The 17,109-nt window shown below is 50.6% G+C and carries 17 protein-coding genes; 4 read left to right on the top strand and 13 right to left on the bottom strand.

The features are described from left to right. Positions 1-48: 48 nt before the first annotated feature. The 6 genes from SPI6313_RS20595 to SPI6313_RS20620 form a co-directional block, all read right to left on the bottom strand. Positions 49-1,320 (bottom strand): valine--pyruvate transaminase, encoded by a 1,272-nt coding sequence (locus SPI6313_RS20595; protein ID WP_072622679.1) that lies wholly within the window; start codon positions 1,318-1,320, stop codon positions 49-51. A gap of 192 nt (positions 1,321-1,512) precedes the next feature. Further along, the gene (locus tag SPI6313_RS20600) at positions 1,513-3,210 is read right to left on the bottom strand and encodes an ammonium transporter (protein WP_072622680.1); all 1,698 of its coding nucleotides are present in this window, start codon (positions 3,208-3,210) and stop codon (positions 1,513-1,515) included. A gap of 3 nt (positions 3,211-3,213) precedes the next feature. Next, the gene (locus SPI6313_RS20605) at positions 3,214-4,269 is read right to left on the bottom strand and encodes a potassium channel family protein (protein ID WP_072622681.1); all 1,056 of its coding nucleotides are present in this window, start codon (positions 4,267-4,269) and stop codon (positions 3,214-3,216) included. A 327-nt stretch (positions 4,270-4,596) separates the two neighbouring features. Beyond that, the gene (gene grxC, locus SPI6313_RS20610) at positions 4,597-4,914 is read right to left on the bottom strand and encodes a glutaredoxin 3 (RefSeq protein ID WP_072622682.1); all 318 of its coding nucleotides are present in this window, start codon (positions 4,912-4,914) and stop codon (positions 4,597-4,599) included. A gap of 134 nt (positions 4,915-5,048) precedes the next feature. Then, positions 5,049-5,885: a DNA-formamidopyrimidine glycosylase gene (locus SPI6313_RS20615; protein WP_072622683.1), complete on the bottom strand. Its 837-nt coding sequence runs from the start codon at positions 5,883-5,885 to the stop codon at positions 5,049-5,051. A gap of 12 nt (positions 5,886-5,897) precedes the next feature. Next, positions 5,898-6,113, bottom strand: a complete 216-nt coding sequence (locus tag SPI6313_RS20620; protein ID WP_072623260.1) for a photosystem I reaction center subunit IV — start codon at positions 6,111-6,113, stop codon at positions 5,898-5,900. 383 nt (positions 6,114-6,496) lie between these two features. On the opposite strand from SPI6313_RS20620, the gene trpD reads away from it, so the two are divergent. After that, the gene (trpD, locus tag SPI6313_RS20625) at positions 6,497-7,540 is read left to right on the top strand and encodes an anthranilate phosphoribosyltransferase (RefSeq protein ID WP_072622684.1); all 1,044 of its coding nucleotides are present in this window, start codon (positions 6,497-6,499) and stop codon (positions 7,538-7,540) included. An 81-nt stretch (positions 7,541-7,621) separates the two neighbouring features. Continuing rightward, positions 7,622-8,236 (top strand): DUF4126 domain-containing protein, encoded by a 615-nt coding sequence (locus tag SPI6313_RS20630; RefSeq protein WP_072622685.1) that lies wholly within the window; start codon positions 7,622-7,624, stop codon positions 8,234-8,236. A 36-nt stretch (positions 8,237-8,272) separates the two neighbouring features. On the opposite strand, the gene SPI6313_RS20635 is transcribed toward SPI6313_RS20630, so the two are convergent. Next, on the bottom strand, positions 8,273-8,452 hold the full coding sequence (locus SPI6313_RS20635) for a hypothetical protein (RefSeq protein WP_072622686.1): 180 nt from the start codon (positions 8,450-8,452) through the stop codon (positions 8,273-8,275). A 243-nt stretch (positions 8,453-8,695) separates the two neighbouring features. Here SPI6313_RS20635 and SPI6313_RS20640 point away from each other — a divergent pair, with 243 nt between their 5' ends. Further along, positions 8,696-10,075: a serine/threonine-protein kinase gene (locus tag SPI6313_RS20640; RefSeq protein WP_072622687.1), complete on the top strand. Its 1,380-nt coding sequence runs from the start codon at positions 8,696-8,698 to the stop codon at positions 10,073-10,075. A gap of 54 nt (positions 10,076-10,129) precedes the next feature. Here SPI6313_RS20640 and SPI6313_RS20645 read toward each other — a convergent pair whose 3' ends face one another. From SPI6313_RS20645 to mtnB, 4 genes are all read right to left on the bottom strand, one after another. Then, a complete protein-coding gene (locus tag SPI6313_RS20645) occupies positions 10,130-11,860 on the bottom strand; it encodes an ATP-binding protein (RefSeq protein ID WP_072622688.1) in 1,731 nt (576 codons plus the stop codon). 412 nt (positions 11,861-12,272) lie between these two features. Beyond that, positions 12,273-12,698, bottom strand: coding sequence for an ACT domain-containing protein (locus tag SPI6313_RS20650; RefSeq protein ID WP_072622689.1), 426 nt, complete (start codon positions 12,696-12,698; stop codon positions 12,273-12,275). Between the two features lie 82 nt (positions 12,699-12,780). Then, on the bottom strand, positions 12,781-13,323 hold the full coding sequence (locus SPI6313_RS20655) for a 1,2-dihydroxy-3-keto-5-methylthiopentene dioxygenase (RefSeq protein WP_072622690.1): 543 nt from the start codon (positions 13,321-13,323) through the stop codon (positions 12,781-12,783). Positions 13,324-13,351: 28 nt separating this feature from the next. Further along, positions 13,352-13,969 (bottom strand): methylthioribulose 1-phosphate dehydratase, encoded by a 618-nt coding sequence (mtnB, locus tag SPI6313_RS20660; RefSeq protein ID WP_072622691.1) that lies wholly within the window; start codon positions 13,967-13,969, stop codon positions 13,352-13,354. 308 nt (positions 13,970-14,277) lie between these two features. Between mtnB and SPI6313_RS23760 the strand changes: the two genes are divergently transcribed. Then, positions 14,278-14,424 (top strand): hypothetical protein, encoded by a 147-nt coding sequence (locus SPI6313_RS23760; RefSeq protein ID WP_175551199.1) that lies wholly within the window; start codon positions 14,278-14,280, stop codon positions 14,422-14,424. Between the two features lie 19 nt (positions 14,425-14,443). Here SPI6313_RS23760 and SPI6313_RS20665 read toward each other — a convergent pair whose 3' ends face one another. Both SPI6313_RS20665 and SPI6313_RS20670 read right to left on the bottom strand, forming a co-directional pair. Further along, positions 14,444-16,591: an AAA family ATPase gene (locus SPI6313_RS20665; RefSeq protein ID WP_072622692.1), complete on the bottom strand. Its 2,148-nt coding sequence runs from the start codon at positions 16,589-16,591 to the stop codon at positions 14,444-14,446. Positions 16,592-16,599: 8 nt separating this feature from the next. After that, positions 16,600-17,070, bottom strand: coding sequence for a type III secretion system chaperone family protein (locus SPI6313_RS20670; protein WP_139276718.1), 471 nt, complete (start codon positions 17,068-17,070; stop codon positions 16,600-16,602). Between the last annotated feature and the right edge of the window lie 39 nt (positions 17,071-17,109).

Genomic DNA, 17,109 nt, shown 5'->3' on the forward strand with positions numbered 1-17,109 from the left:
AGATCAATAATTCAATAATTATGTCAGCGCGGTTAAACGGCTCGTATTTTAAGCGCAGCCATACACCGCACGCACAAGGCTGGCGAGGCGTTTCATCCCCTCGGCGAGTTCGTCAGCGGTGGCGGTGAGGCTAAAACGGAGGCATTGCTGTTTATGGGGCCAGTCCTCGGTTAAACCGGGGAAGAAGGTGGAACCGGGAACCGCGATTACGCCGACGGTTTTGAGTTTTTGATAAAAATCCCAATCGGTCATGGGTAAATCTTGCAGCCAGAGCCAAGCGAAAATGGCCCCTTCGCCGCGATGGAGGAACCAGGGCACAGCGTCGGGCATGGCTGCATCGAGGGTGGCTTCGAGGATGGCGAATTTGGCTTGGTAATGGGGGCGGATGATGTCGGTGGCGATCGCGCCTAAGCGACCGGAACGGATGGCGATCGCAGCGATCGCTTGGCCATAGCGTGGCGAATGAATACAAAGATTCGTTTGGAACGCATCTAAGACTTCAATAATTGCCGGATCACCGATGGCCACGCCGATCCGTTCCCCCGGCAATCCGGCTTTAGACAGGCTCAGGCAATGCACCGTGTTGGGGGTGAGGATCGGACTCATCGGCGTGAAATTCAAGGCTGGGTAGGGGGGCGCATAGGCGGAATCGATGAAGACGGGGACATCGTGGGGGGCGGCTAGATCAGTAATTTGCGCCACTTCGGCATCGGTCAGCACATTCCCCGTCGGGTTACAGGGACGGGAGAAAATGACGCAGCCCGTTTGGGCGTTGATCTGGAGTTGGCTGAAGTCGGGGCGATATTTAAAACGGTGCTGGAGGGCATCAAGGTCGAGATGGGGCCGATAGGCGAGGAGGGCGTTGGGGTTGAGGCAGATGCCGCCGTAACCGGTGTAGTCAGGGCTGAGGGGGAGGACGATATGTTTCAGGTGTCCGTCGGCATCCTCACCACCGAAGGCATTGGCGGCGTAGAAGTAGAGGGATTGCGAACCGGGGGTGATCAGAATATGGCGATCGCTCAATTCCCAGCCGTAGCGGTGGCGAAAATCGGCTGCGATCGCCTCAATCAACGGCCCATAGCCCTGGCTCGACCCGTAGCGGCTCACCACTTCGCCATAGTCATCACTGGCCAGCAGTTCCGCCGTACAGTCCCGCCACAACTGTTCTACGTCCGGCAACAACACCGGATTCCCCGCACTGAGGTTAATAAAATCCTGCCCCGCTCCCGCCCGCAGCGTCTCCACAATGTCTTTCATAATCGCCCGCACTCCGGTACGGCGCGACATTTGCAGTCCCAATTTTGTCAGAGCAGGATTCATAATTTCTCACCACAATACGAGAGGATTCAAAGATGACATACTCCCGGCGCTGACCTTTGGTATGATGCGGGGCTGCTGTCATTAGCTCACCGTAGCAAAAAATTTTCCCGCCTCAGATCCCCTGAAGCAAATGTTATCGATCGCCCTCCCCAGGCTCATCGCCCCACGGCCGCCCCTGTGGGTGTAGCGGGTTTAATCTACAGGCGGATGCACGATCAGGGTTTCTAGCTCACTTAGGTTATTGAGAATAACCACCTGTTGCAGCCAATGGGTCAGGGTGGTGGTGTCGGTAGTGGCGGCGATCGCAGCCCGTAGATTCGCCGGAACCCCCCCAAAGCGATGGTCAATCAATTGAAACAGCACCGCCCGCAAACAGCTTTGTACCTGTTCAAGGGTTTGGTTCCGGAGGCGCACCGCTTGGGTGAGTTCTAAGAGCAACCCCGCTAACATCCCCAGTTCATCTTCACGGGCGGCTACTAGTTCTAATTCTTCCGGGTCGGGGGTAAAGGTTTGGCTTTCCACCGCCGCCGCAACGGTGGAGGCGATCATGTAAATCTGCTCTAGGGTGGTGGCACTTTGTTGATGATTGTGCTCTAGGGCATCAATCACTTGGTTGTAGCGGGTGGCAATATGGCCCGCCTCGGTAAAGGGTTCGACGGGCACGCGCTGACTGAGATCAAAGGTGCGAGCTTGGTAGTCCATCACCTGAAACAGGTCGTAGGTTTCGGTTTTGGCCTGATGTTCGGTGATATTTAACCCCAGGGCTTCGGCTTCGGCGCTGACCCGGAGCGGCCAGACACTATTGATGAGCTTAAACAAAACCCACGTCACCCCAAAGGCCCAGAGAAAAGAACACCCCACCCCCAAACCTTGCACCCCAATCTGAGCCAAACGGCTGCTGGCCTCAAGGGCATCGGAGTTACCAAAGAGGCCGACGGCCAAGGTTCCCCAGGCTCCTGCTCCACCGTGAACCGCGATCGCATCCACCGCATCATCAATCTGTAACCGTGCCATCCACCAGGACACCAAAATCATCGCCGCCGCCCCCGTCCCCCCAATAATCACCGCGATCGGAGTCGTCACCATCTGACAACTGGCCGTAACCGCCACCAACCCCGCGATCGAGCCATTCACTAAGCCGTCTACTTCCACATGGCGATGCTGAATCCAACTCAGCACCCCGCCGACAATCATGCCACTCACCCCCGCCATCATCGTATTGAGAATAATCCCCGGCACGGCATCATTGAGGCTTAATTCACTGCCGCCGTTAAACCCAATCCAGCCAAACCAGAGCAGCAACGCCCCCAACACCGAAAACGGCAGATTTGATCCTTGGATTTTGATCGCTTTCCCCGCCTCAAACCGGCCATGACGCGCCCCCACCGTCAGCAGCACCGCCGCACTCACCCACGCCCCCACACTGTGAACCACCGTAGACCCCGCAAAATCGATAAAACCCAGTTGCTTCAGCCAACCGTGATCATTCCAGGCCCAATGCCCAAAGAGGGGATAGACCAACGCCGCCACCCACGTTGCGATCGCTAAATAGGCCGTAAACTTGAGCCGCTCCGCCAATGCCCCCGAAATAATCGTCGTCGCCGTGCCACAAAACATCGCCTGAAACAAAAACAGCACCGCCACATCCGCAGGCTCAACGTTAGGGGTAAACTGGGACAGACCGACCCACCCCCGCCACGAAGCCCCAAACATTAACGCATAGCCAAACAGCCAAAAATACGCCACAGACAACCCAAAATCGGCCAGATTCTTCACCGCCACATTAATGCTGTTCTTCGAGCGGGTCATCCCCGACTCCAAACACATAAAACCGGCCTGCATCAAAAAAACCAAGCCCGTGCAGAGCAATAGCCAAAGGGTATCGATCATCGCTTAAAACGTGGCTCCTCGATAACGTCGTTTATTTTTGAGTTCGGCATGGCGTGCAAATTGGGGAATATCACTCTGATGCCCCAGAATGATCAACGTATCACCCACATTTAAAACCAACGACGGATTAGGATGTACCGCCACGGTTCCGTCTGCCCGTTGCAGTGCCACGATGATAAACGTACCCTTGCTGCGCACTTCAATTTCCCGGATGCTTTTCTGGGCAAGGCTTGAATCCGGCTCCACCATCAGTTCATCGAGTTGCACATCAATGTGATTGAGCATTTCGTCGAGTTGGCGACGTTCTTCGGCTTGGGCGAAGAAATCAACGGTGGTGGGGCGGGTGATCAAGCTGGCCATGCGAATCCCACTGAGGGCGGCGGGGAGGACCACGTGATCCGCCCCCGCGAGGCGCAGTTTTTTTTCGGTGCTGGGGAGTTCGCCCCGTGCCAGGATCAGGAGATTGGGGTTTAAGCCGCGAGCGGTGAGGGCGATAAACACATTGTTGGCATCATCAGGGAGGACGGTGGCGAGGACTTTGGCGGTGCTAATGCCGACGGATTGGAGGCTGAGTTCTTCCGAGGCGTTGCCGGTGTAGGTGAGGTAGCCGAGGTCTTCGGCTTGCTGGATGCGATCGCTTTGGGTATCCACCACCACAAAGAGTTCCCCTGTTTGGGCCAACTGTCGCGCCAACACTTGCCCAATCCGACCAAATCCACAAATAATCGTGTGATTATTTAATGTGTCAATACTGCGCTGCTTCCGCTGGGCATGGAGGGCGCGATTAATTTCACCTTCAGTCAACATCTGGACAAATCCTCCCACCAAATACACCGCTGATGATGTGCCCGCAATGATCACAATAATGGTGAAAATTTTCTGGGTGGGAGTTTCTAGGGGTTTCACTTCCCCATATCCCACCCCAAAAATGGTGATCACCACCATATATACGGCTTCGAGCACCGTCCACCCAAAGACCATATAGCCCACTACAGCAAGGGCGATCGTCATTAAAAAGAAGATCGCGCCCATTTGAATGCGCTGTAATGAACCTTGCATGATGAATCCAGCAACGGGAATGATTCATAGTAGGGCGAAGGTTGTCCCTAAAAAGGTATCCCCTGCATCATCTTTTGAGTTTAGGGGCGGGCTTGGCTAAGGAACCAAGGGGGATGGGTGTGCTCATGGGGAAGGCGAGACGGCTGCGGTGCATCCTACTTTTGCCGATTCATCCTGCTTGCCAGTTAGCCCCCTGATCCCTAGCCCCCTTCGACATCGCTCAGGGCATCATTTCTCCCGCAGGAGAAGGGAGCCAAAAGCCCTCTCCTACGGGTGAGAGTTGGGTGAGGGGTTGGATAGCTGGGATGCACCCGACGGCTGCGGTTCCTACATGGGTTGGGCCAGGCGGGTATCGAGGGCCCCCTGTTCATTGAGGGCGTAAAGATCATCACAGCCACCAATGTGCTCGTCGTTGATGAAGATTTGCGGGACGGAGCGACGGCCGTGGGCGCGTTCGGCCATGGCATCACGGGCGGCATTGTCGCCGTCGATTTTATATTCTTGGAATTCTACGCCTTTCCACCAGAGCAGGCCTTTGGCCGCAATGCAGTAGGGGCAGGTTTGCCAGGTGTAGATTTCCACCTGGGCTTTGACTTGGTCGGGGTGACGACCAAGGAGATCATTGAGCCATTCAAAATCCAACATGGGCAAGGGTTACATTCTCAAAACTTGTTTTTCTGATTACCGATCATACTCCCTTGGCTTCCGGGGGTGGGGAGTTGGGGCTATCTCTGGCGAGGACTACCGCTGATACAGTAATCAATCCGCAGAGGATGGGGTTAAGGGGATTGGCAGCGGGGACAGAAGTGGGTGGAGCGGCCGGTGATTTTGATCCGGGCGATCGTATTGCCACAGGTGCGACAGGGTTGGCCGGTGCGGCCGTAGACTTTGGCGGTGTCGCCGTAATTTCCCGGTACACCGAGGAGGTCGAGAAAGTCGCTAAATGTTGTGCCACCGTGGGCGATCGCATCCTCTAAAATGCGGCGGATTTCACCATGGAGGCGCTGCACTTGCTCCGGGGTGAGGCGGGAGGCGATCGCATCCGGGCGCACGCCACTGGCAAAACAAACCTCATCGGCGTAGATATTCCCCAACCCTGCCACCAGAGCTTGATCCAATAATGCCGCTTTGATCGTGCGTTGGGTACGGCGGATTTTTTGCTGTAAATAGTCTGGGGAAAACTCCGGGTCAAAGGGTTCCGGGCCGAGGCGGGTTAACCCCGTGATGATCGTTTCGCGGGCAACCCCAGGCGGCACAACCCACACCTGCCCAAAGGTACGACTATCCACAAACCGCAACTCCTGACCCTTGGCACAAAACACGCGCAGTCGGGTATGTTTCGACAGCGCCTCATCCTGACGCACCCAAAACAGTTGGCCGGTCATCCGCAGATGCACCCCCAGCCAGCCCCCGGAATCCAGTTGGGCCAATAAATATTTACCGCGTCGCTGCCACTGTTGTATCGAGGTGTCGGTGAGCCACGCGGTGAAATCGCCATGAGAAAGAGGGTAGGCAAGGGTGCGATCGCGCAACACCTCGCCCCCCTCGATTAAACAATTCAGAGTTTTTTGGTTTAAACCCCGACGGACTGTTTCAACTTCTGGGAGTTCTGGCACGAACCCTGAACCTTAAGCTTTCGCTTTCTTTTCAGGAGCCGCTTTAACCACAACTACTTCGCTTTCGGCAAAGTTGTTGGTGGCAACGCCAGAGTAGTTAACTTTATTAAAGCGAACGATGACGGGGTAGATGATGCCACTTTTATCGACAGAGGCAACCGTACCGACATCTTGATACCAGTAGGATTCTTTCCGTAAAATCTTGACTACATCACCACGCTTTGCCATAAAACTTGTCTCCATTAACAGTCTGGAATTTATCTAAACTCAAGCCTACACGTAAAATTGATGCTTTGCTCACCCAGGCTTTTAAGTTTTATGAAGAACGCTGCACCTTGAGAATGGGGGAAAAAGTAGGGCAGAATAACGGTTGTAGCCGAAACCCTAGGGCAGTTCCCTGAGGCTAAAGATGCCTCGTCAGGCTTCTTTCTGTAACAGAATATTACAAAAAATCAGTAAACCCTTCAGGCCAACAGCAGGGAATGAATCGGAATTTAACCCCAGATGCTGGGTCGGAATTCAGGTGCGATCGCTCAAAAAAAAACCGCATTCCTTGCTAGGCTTTTAGAGCAACGGATAACCACCCTCAACCGCAAACGATACAAGCAACCATGGTGCAACCCGCAGACCTCTGGCCCAGCGTCCTTCAACAACTTCTCGATGGCCAGTCCCTCACCCAAGACCAAGCCGCCCAACTGATGACCGGCTGGCTCCAAGAAGACATTCCCGCTGTCCTCTCTGGGGCGATTTTGGCCGCGATCCAAGCCAAGGGTGTGTCCGTCGATGAGTTGGCGGGGATGGCTCGCGTTTTGCAATCGCAGTCCCGTCAACAGGATGCGATCGCCCACAGCACCCCGGTCATCGACACCTGCGGCACGGGGGGCGATGGGGCGCACACCTTTAACATTTCAACGGCGGTGGCCTTTGTCTGTGCAGCGGCGGGGGTCAAAGTGGCAAAACATGGCAATCGTTCCGCGTCGAGTAAGGTGGGGTCGGCCGATGTGCTCGAAGCCTTGGGGATTAACTTGGGTGCTGCCCCGGAACAGGTTCACGCTGCCTTGCAAGCGGTGGGGATCACGTTTCTCTTTGCCCCCGGCTGGCATCCGGCGATGAAAGCCGTCGTCCCGTTCCGGAAGACGATGAAAGTGCGGACGGTGTTTAACCTCCTCGGCCCATTGGTGAATCCGCTACGCCCGACGGGTCAGGTGATTGGGGTCTATGATGTGCAGTTTGTGGAGCGGATGGCGGGGGCGTTGCAGCAGTTGGGGATTGAAAAGGCGATCGTGTTGCACGGTCGCGAAGGTGTGGACGAGGCTGGACTAGGGGGCTTGACGGATCTCGCCACGGTGCAGCAGGGCGTTGTGACCACCGATGTCCTTGATCCCCAAGCTCTAGGGTTAGCGGCTGCACCCTTGACGGCGTTACGGGGGGGAGAAGTGGAAGAAAATACGGCAATTTTGACCGCCGTGCTGCAAGGGAAGGGGACGGAAGCGCAGCGGGATGTGGTGGCGTTGAATGCAGCGATCGCGCTCCAAGTGGGGGATGTGGTTCCCTTTCTCGACCACAGTGCTGGGATAGCCAAAGCGCGGGAGATTCTCGACAGCGGGGCGGCCTGGGCTAAGGTGGAAGAACTGGTGACGTTTTTACGCCCTTAGATCCACTGCAAGACAACCCACCCGTAACCCGGCGAGATCAGGCTGTAGATCTAGGCTAATCTTGACCCGACCCTGTACCCCATGGAAATATTACTAGCCTTGTGTTTGGGCATTACCCTCAGTGCTGCCTGTGGATTTCGGATTTTTATCCCGCCGTTGGTGATGAGTGTGGCGACGATTTATGGAGATTTTACGCCCGCGCCTCAATTCGTCTGGCTGGGAACATTCCCGGCTTTATTGACGCTGGCGATCGCCGCCACCGTCGAAATCGCCGCCTACTATATTCCTGCCGTTGATAATGCTCTGGATCTTGTGGCCATTCCCACCGCGATCGCCATTGGTACGGCCCTCTCCGCCGCTACCTTGGGGGAGATTGATCCTGTCTTACAATGGACAATCGCGGCGATCGCTGGGGGCGGCAGTGCGGGGGCGGTGGAAAGCTTCACCAGCGTCACTCGGTTGGCATCCACCACCATGACCGCTGGGTTAGGGAATTCCGTCTTTTCCTCCGTGGAATTGATCAGTGCGATCGCCCTCTCCTTGCTCGGCCTCTTCGTGCCTCTCCTCGCGGGCATCGTCGTGATCATCGTGCTGTGGATTGGCATCCGGCAAACCCGTCGCTTTTGGCATCACCGCCGTCGTCAACAGGCCATCCACGCCGATCAATCCCCATCAACCCCCAACAAAAATCCCTAAAGTGCTTCCAACATCACTCTAGGGATTAAACGTAGCTTATTTGATATCGAGGAGACCGTGGCGCACACCATAGAACACACGCTGGGCTAAGGTGCGATCGAGAACATCTAGGCCATCGCCCTGTTCTTGCAGGATTAACTGCATCCGTTGATGATCGTAACGGGACAGAGTCCGATTGCTGAGGGCTTGCATACTTAATTCGCGAATACTAGTCATAGTGTTGTCTCCCACCCGATTTGCTAAAAAAGTTGAATACTAAAAACACGGTGTTATGTCGTTGATCTCATTATGTCTGACTGTGGGAATCTCAGGGGTGATCTCTCGTCTTCGATCCGCGTGATCTTAAGAAATCATGAGGGTGACTGATAACGATGTAAACCGTGATACGAATCACCACCGTCTCCCCCGGTCTCAACCATCCCACACCCTCTAGACTGGCAAGTCCCGCCCATCCTGACCATGAGTTACTGTCTTAATCCCCTCTGTTCCACCCCTCAAAACCCCAGCAATGCCAATTTTTGCCAACATTGCGGCCACGCCCTCCGCCTCAACCAGCGTTATCGCAGCAGGAAACTCCTCGGCCAAGGCGGCTTTGGGCGTACCTTCCTGGCCCAGGATGAACACCAACCCACCCCCACCCCCTGCGTGATCAAGCAATTTCACCCCATGGGCCAACCCCACAGCCCCAAAGCTGCCCAACTCTTTCAGCAGGAAGCGGTGCGCTTGGCAGAGTTGGGCCATCATGACCAAATCCCCGCCCTCTATGCCCATTTTGAAGAACAGGGCGAACAATACATTGTGCAGCAATATATTGAGGGTCAAAATTTGGCCGAAGAATTTCAGCAAGAGGGGGTATTTTCCGAAGCTCAGGTGCAGGAATTGTTACTAGATCTGTTACCGGTGCTGGCATTTGTGCATCAGGGTGGGGTGATCCATCGGGATATTAAGCCGGAAAATATCATTCGGCGGCGGTGCGATCGCCGTCTCATCCTCGTGGATTTTGGGGCGGCGAAATATGCCACAGCGACCGCCTTGGCGCAAACAGGGACAATGATCGGCAGCGCGGAATATACCGCACCGGAACAGTTGAAGGGGCGAGCAACCCTCAGCAGCGATCTGTATAGTTTGGGGGTGACCTGTTTGGCGTTGTTAACGGGACTATCGCCCTTTGATTTATTTGATGTCCATGAGGATCGCTGGAATTGGCGGGCTTATCTTGATCAGAATCCGGTGGGGGATGGGTTGGGGGTGGTACTCGATCGCATGGTGGCCAATGCTGTTAAGGATCGCTGGGGCAAGAGTGAGGAGGTTTGGGCTGCTGTGGCGAATCTGTCCGCCGTGCCCACAGGGGACAGTTTTCAACCCCTGATCGACCTCTTGCGAACGGAACAATGGCAGGCGGCGGATGCGGAGACGGGGCGACTGTTGTTGCAGTGGGCGGGGCGCGATCGCGACGGCTGGTTACGCTTAAAAGACGTGGCGCGTCTCGCCTCGGAGGATCTCGCCGAGTTGGATCGCCTCTGGGTCGAGCAGAGCCATGGTCTATTCGGATTTTCCGTACAGCGGCGCATCTATGAACGGCTGGGGGGAAAGAATCTCTATCACCGTTATCAAACCGTCCGCTGGCAAAAATTTGGGGATATCGTCGGGTGGCGAAGCAGCGATCGCTGGCTGCCCTACGCCAAATTAGAATTTCACAGCCACGCCCCCCAAGGCCACCTCCCCCGCCATTGCTTCAACATCACCGGCCGCCGCGCCCAAGTCTGGTTTTACGGTTGGCCCCACGCCCTCTGGAAAAACGTCACCACCCTATTCAACACTCTGCCCCCATTTCCCTAACACCCAGCAACCCGATCCATCCTTCAGCACCGCACCGGATTCAGCGCCTCTCTCTCATTGTAAAAACGGAATCACAATCACAAATTGAGTCCCCTGACCCGGCTGTGAATCACACCAAATTTCGCCCCCATGTTTATCTACGATAATTTGATGACAAATCGATAATCCAAGTCCCGTGCCTTTCCCAACAGTTTTGGTCGTAAAAAATGGATCGAAAAGTCGTTTCCTGATCGATTCATCAATGCCTGAACCATTATCGGCGATCGTAATCTTAAGCCATTTTTCATGATCTTTGAAAATTGCACTCGTCGGGATCACCTCTGCCTTTAATTCCTCTTGAGAGCATACTTGAGTGTGAATATTAATCCATAACTCAGTCGTTTTACGCTCCGTAGCCGATTGAGCCTGATACAACGTATCTAACGCATCAATCGCATTCACCAAAAGATTCATGAATACTTGATTAAGCTGTCCCGGATAACAATACAATAACGGCAGATTTCCATAGTGCTTTTGAATGGTGATGGCAGGGCGATCGGAATGAGCTTTGAGACGACTTTGTAAAATCATTAACGTGCTATCCATACCATCATGAATATTAGCTTCCTTTTGGTCCGCCTCATCTAATCGTGAAAAGGTGCGCAAAGATAGTACAATTTCACGAATTCGCTTCGCCCCTACCTGCATCGAGTCCAGCGCTTCCGTTAGATCCTGCTGCAAAAAATCTAATTCTAATTCTGCTTGGAGTTTAATCACATCCGGATGGGGTTGGGGATGATGATGTTCATAACACTGAATCAACGCCAATAAATCTTGCACATACCGTGACACATGGGTCAAATTTCCAAAAATAAAATTCACAGGATTATTGATTTCATGGGCAACCCCTGCGACCAACTGCCCTAAACTCGATAATTTTTCGGTTTGAATTAATTGACTTTGAGTTTTCTTCAGGTACACCAATGTCTCGTTTAATTGCCTATTTGCTTCAACCAATTCATTCGTTCGTCCTTGCACCTTCTCTTCTAACAAATTATGAACTTCTTTAAGATGATTTGCCATCGTATTAAATTCATGGGCGAGAGCTTCGATTTCATCTCCAGTTTGAATATCAACATGCTGATCGAATTGCCCTGACGCAATTTCTTGGGTTTTACGACTTAATGTTCTGATTGATGTACTAATTGGTACAAACGTAAACTTAAATTGCAAAAAAACAATGAATACTGCAACAATCACACCACTATAGCGAGCAATATTAAGCCAAAATGTCAGGTCATCAAAATACTGATCATTTTTATCTTCTTGGGCAATCAGGATTTGATTGATTGAATCGAGCGTGTCAATAAATTGAGCTTTACTTCTATCAACATAAGAGATTTTTTGTGCTAAAGATGTAAGCTGAGTACGATCATGATACTCTTGATTAGCAATGGCAAGTAAATTCTGATGCTGTTGCAATAAGGGATCAACCAGATCCGGATCTTGCAACAATGTTTTTAGTCTTTTTAGATTTTTCCAGATATTTTTTTGATCATTCGGTAGCATCTTGATCATGGATGCCTGATTAGGATTTAAAAGTAAGCTATTTTTCAAGTTAGAGACTTCATCTCGAATTTGAACTTCTAGCATATCCACCACATCCAAGGCTTCATCTGTAATATCATCACGGTCTTCAAAGCTCTCTTGTAGGGATTTTCCTAAAAAAGTGCTGCCACCAATAAAAGCAACAATAATTGCAATCACTGAAAGTGAAGAGAGTAAAAATTTTGTTTCAATTTTCATAACGATTCATTTGAATCCGTTTTTTGAGAATTTTTTGATGCCCTTACAGATAAACAATAATCTGTGATCTTTTTGTAAAGCTTGAATATATCGAACAATTGTGAAAATGCTGTGAATGCCTGATCTGAAACGGGTGAATTTTTCGGCACGGTGAAATTCTTCAAGAGCTTACCGGACTGCTTCAGGGGAGGACAGGAAAAGTAAGGCTTCCTGAATGCCCTCTTTTCAGGGATGCTACGGCTCATATAGCGATCCTAAATTAATCGGAGATCTTATTTCCTCATCAACAAGGGGCTTAAGTTCCTTGCCTGTTCATGAATCAAATAGGATTGCTATACATCACCCAAGGTGCAAGTCTGGATCTATCAGGAGTGGGCCAGAGGCTCACACGATACCGTTTCCTCTGCCGTGGTCAGGACTGTTGTGCTCGTGATCTGCTGGATTGTGCGAGGGTGTGCAGGGCGGCGATCGCTGTTTCGGCCTGATCACAGGGCACAAAAATATGGTCGTGAAAATAGCCTGCGATCACGTTGGCACTGATGTTGTATTGGGTGAGTTGAGTGGCGATCGCCGCCGTTAACCCCACGGCATCTAGACTGGAATGAACGGTTACGGTAATCCCGCAAAACACGGATTCATAGGGGAGGTGCTGCTCTTCTGCTTTTGCCCTGGGAATCACGAGGGTGAGGCCTTCTCGCTCTTGCAGGGCGGCGATCGGCTCTAGGTCAGCGCGATCGCCGTACTGTGCCCCCTCAAAGGTGCAAAACACATATTCTCCGTCGATTAATTCCGGAGCGAGCGATCGCAATAATGTTTCAAAATCCCGTTCGCCGCTCATCGATGCCTTCTGAAATGAGTGAGCGATCGCCCATGATCACCTGACCGATCTATTCGTAATCGAAAATAAGAAATCATCAAGATTAACGAGTCAGAATCAGGGCAGGATCACGATATTCCGCATCAATATTTGACCCGGTATAGTGAGGAACCCAGCCCTCAGTATTGGAAAAAATCCGAATCGCTTTCACATTCGGTTCACGCCCTGCATCAAACCAATGTTTTGTCCCCTGGGGCACTGAGATTAAATCCCCCGCCGTACATAGGACATTAAACACCAGCTCACCGTCTAAATTAAACCAAAATAACCCCCGACCCTCCACAAAAAAGCGTACTTCATCTTCGGCGTGGGTATGTTCAGCGAGAAACTTTTCCCGGATCGCGGGGTAGTTTTCAATGCCGCTGTGAATATTCACCACGTCCGCCGTTTGATAGCCATTGGCGGCCATGTAGGGGTCGAGAACATCACGATAGGCGGCAAGGATTTCCTCTGGGCTGGCGGTTTGGCTGAGTTGGGCGGGGGTGTCCCACTGGGTGAAGGTGATGCCGTGGGATTGGAGAAAGGCGGTGATGTCGGTGATGGCGGTGAGTTTGAGATTGGTTTGAGGTTGGACGAGTTGAGTCATGGCGAGGGTGGACGTTATTCGGCGTAATTTAAGGCTTAATTTTGAGTAATTCAAGTTCGCATTCTAGCAAAAATTCCCATACTTCTAAATGGCGTTTGGCGGTGGCGAAGTCGTGCCCCCATGCATAGAGTCCATGTTTCGCGATCAAGAGACCGTAATTTGTTAATTCAGCACGGCGGGCGGTGAAGCGATCGCACAATGTCACCATATCCTGCTGATTCACAAAAATGGGTAACTGAATCGCTGTATCGTGGGTTTTGTAGCCCTTAATTCCTTTAATCACTTCATACCCAAAAAATGAGATCTTTTGCTGTTCAGCAAACAAACCCGATAATACAGTAGAGGCGACAGAATGGGTATGTAAAACTGTCGTTACCTCTGGAAATTCACGATATAAACAACAGTGAATTAACGTTTCGGCTGAAGGCTTAATCGTGGCAAATGCCGGCAGCGGTTGACCATCTAAGTTAACCTGTAAAAAATCCTCAACGCCAAACTGGGACTTATCCACCCCGCTGCGGGAAATAACCACATCCCCCGCATCATTGCGATAGGAATAGTTTGTTGAGGTGGCGGGGGATTTGCCTTGGGCGTGGAGTTGGGCGATGAGGGTGCAGAGTTGCTGCGATCGCTGAGTATCATTCATAGACAGAGCAAAAAATTGCGTCTCAAAATTGTAGCAGGCTTAATCCTGTGATCGCAGCACCGGGATTACGCAGTTGAGGGGTTTGATCAATACAACAGTGTCAATTTTCTTATGGCCGTCATGTCGATACCGTGAGATGAAGTTCTCTCCCCGTGAATGGGTTCGGCGCTTTTTTGGTGAATTCTGCGTCACATTAATCACCCTTGATTAGCTCAACGCCTCGTGGAAGATTAGACGCGATCGCATCTCAACCCATTCACTGATTTCTTTCCCGTTTCGCCCGCTGTTCTGCTTTCGTTTGTGCGGCTTTGTCCCATCTTTTCGGACTTTCCCAAGCTGCGATCGCCCAGAGCATCACCGCCGCCGACGGCACAGGAACCCCCATCACCCATAACGAACACCTACACCATCCACGGCAGAACCCAAACGGGCGCGAATCTCTGCCACCGTTTTGAACAATTCGGCCTCACACCCCTAGTTCAGATAACTTTCTCCGACTTGATCAATAAAAATTTTACCCATTTTTTGATATTCACGACGGAGTGCTTGAATAATATGTTGCTTCCCTACCTTTTCCTGGGTTGCAGCCGCTAAAAAAGCAGACATCAACGCAATATTACGAATATTAGCCCCTGTAAGTTCAAAATGGTGGGCTAAAAACTGCAATCCTAAATCCGGCTCTTGCGGAGTTTGGTGAGGAAAAACTTTTTGCCAAATTTGATGGCGCTGCTTTTCGTTGGGCAATTGAAACTCAATAATGAATTGCAATCTTCGCATAAAAGCATCATCCATATTACCCCGTAAGTTAGTTGTCAAAATAGCCAGACCTTCATATTCTTCTATTTTTTGTAAAAGATAACTTACTTCTAAGTTGGCGTAGCGATCGTGAGCATCTTTGACACTACTTCGTTTACCAAAAAGAGCATCTGCTTCATCAAATAATAGGATTGCATTGGCATTTGTTGCTGCTGTAAAAATTTGGTTAAGATTTTTTTCGGTTTCACCAATATATTTACTCACCATCTGGGATAAATCAATTTTGTAGAGGTCTAGCTCTAGCTCTTTGGCAATAACTTCTGCTGCCATTGTTTTTCCTGTACCCGAAGCCCCAGCAAACATAACATTTAAGCCTCGCCCCAGAGATCTTTGTGCTTTAAACCCCCAGGTTTCCCACACCAAATGATGATATTGAATATGATTGCAAATTTCCCGTAATTGTGTTTTCTGAGGCAGTGATAAAACAATATCATCCCAGCAATATGTGGGCTGAATCTGCTGAGATAGGGTTTTGAGTTCATGACCTGAAACTCTCCGCGCTGCCATAAATAATTGCTCGATTGAAGGTGGACTAGAGTCTAACGACACAGCGGGATGATAATGTTGCCATTGGGCTTGATTTACCGCAGTCAGCACGGCATTTTCAATCTGTCGCGACGTGAGTCGAAAGCGATCGCTTAAACGATCTAATTCCAGATCATCAACATGAATATCTACAGTTTGTAACTGATAGTGCCAATACGCACGCCGTTGTTCAAAGCTAGGAACTGGAAAGGCAACTTCAATGACACCATGCAAATCAATTTCAGCATTTTTATGATTCTCTATCCCAGACAGAATAACGATACCTGAGTAAGTGTTGATCTCTGCTGTGAATACTTGATATAAAACTCGATTTTCTTTATTTTGTAGATCATCAAGTTGGTCAATATATAGCAATGCATTTTGAAATTTAGCATCACGGAGTAATAACTGGATAATTTCGATGAATTCATTGACTTTTGAAGTTCCAATTTTGGAAAGAGTTGCCGTGAGTAATGGTGTTCTCAATGCTTGAGCGATCGCGCTTGCAGTTTGTTGTTTACCGACCTGATCTACACCGTGAAAGAATAGTGTTAATGCATCTTGATCAACCTGAGCGGCTTGGACAAAATCTAGCAGGGATTGAGGGATTGATGTGCGATGGGTAATCGCATGATTTTGAACTGCTTCAAGGGGTTTGAAGCAACAAAAGGTCTTCAATCTAGGGTCTAGTCCAGACTCCCCTAGAAGTAGACGAACTACACCTGGATCGAGCTTAATGATATGGGCTAAAAGAGAAGGTTCCGCTTGATTGGGGTCAGGAACTAAATGCAGTAAACCCTGTTGAATGAGGGGGGCATCGGGGGCAAAATGCGATCGCCGTTCTAGTTTCTCGATCGTGGAACCACACAACACATTCAAGCTCAAATCAACCGTCGGACGTTTGGCGCGAACATCGTCTTGTAAGTATACATAGATACGCTCATAGCGGCGATCGAGTTCTGGGGCAAGGGCGATCGCAATAATCCCCAGATCAAACGTCGTGAGCGTAAATGTTTTCACTAACCAAGATAATGATCGTTCTTCTAAACCGTGCTCAAAAGATAGGTCGATCTCACTGAGTTCAGGCTGTGTAAATAGAGGTTGGCCTGGCGCTTGTGCGAGTAATTTGGCAACTTCTGCCTCATCAATTTGGATGCCTCGATAAGGATTCTGCTCCCCCTCCGTCTCAACCAGCGATTGTGCGATCGCGACCGCTGACTCTAACCGAACATCCAGCCACTTCAATAAATCAACTAACGAACCTAAGTCGGCTTGTGCCATGAGTGATTCTACGCTTTTTCTGATGTCTCAGGATTGGGAGATTCAATCATTGCGATCGCAGTCTCTGGGTCAACATCTGTAAACATCACTTGTAAAAGACCAGGGAGGTAGCGATCGAACGTCACAATATTCAGTGAAAGACAGTCTTCAATCATGGGATCTGGGTCAAATTCGCCTGCAAACTGAATACTAGTTTTAAACCGTACTTCACCATCAGATAAATCCAGCTCAAAGTTACCAAACTTCAAGCCAAAGTTTGCACGAGTCAAAAACTCTTGAATCGCAGTTAATTTATCCGCTATCGCTTTATTCGGACAAATCGAATAAATGATGATCTGTTGATGCTCATTAATGCACTTCACCATCGTGCTCCAAGTTGCAGCTTGTCCATTGACATCGAGCCGTATGGTGGAATTTCTCACCTCATGAAATTGCCACTCTTGTTTTTTTAGGATAGATATTGTGGATTCTAATAACATAATTTTGGCGACGTAAATAGGAAAGAAGATTTCAAGTAG

Source organism: Spirulina major PCC 6313 (assembly GCF_001890765.1).
In the GTDB taxonomy this organism is placed as follows: Bacteria; Cyanobacteriota; Cyanobacteriia; order Cyanobacteriales; family Spirulinaceae; genus Spirulina; species Spirulina major.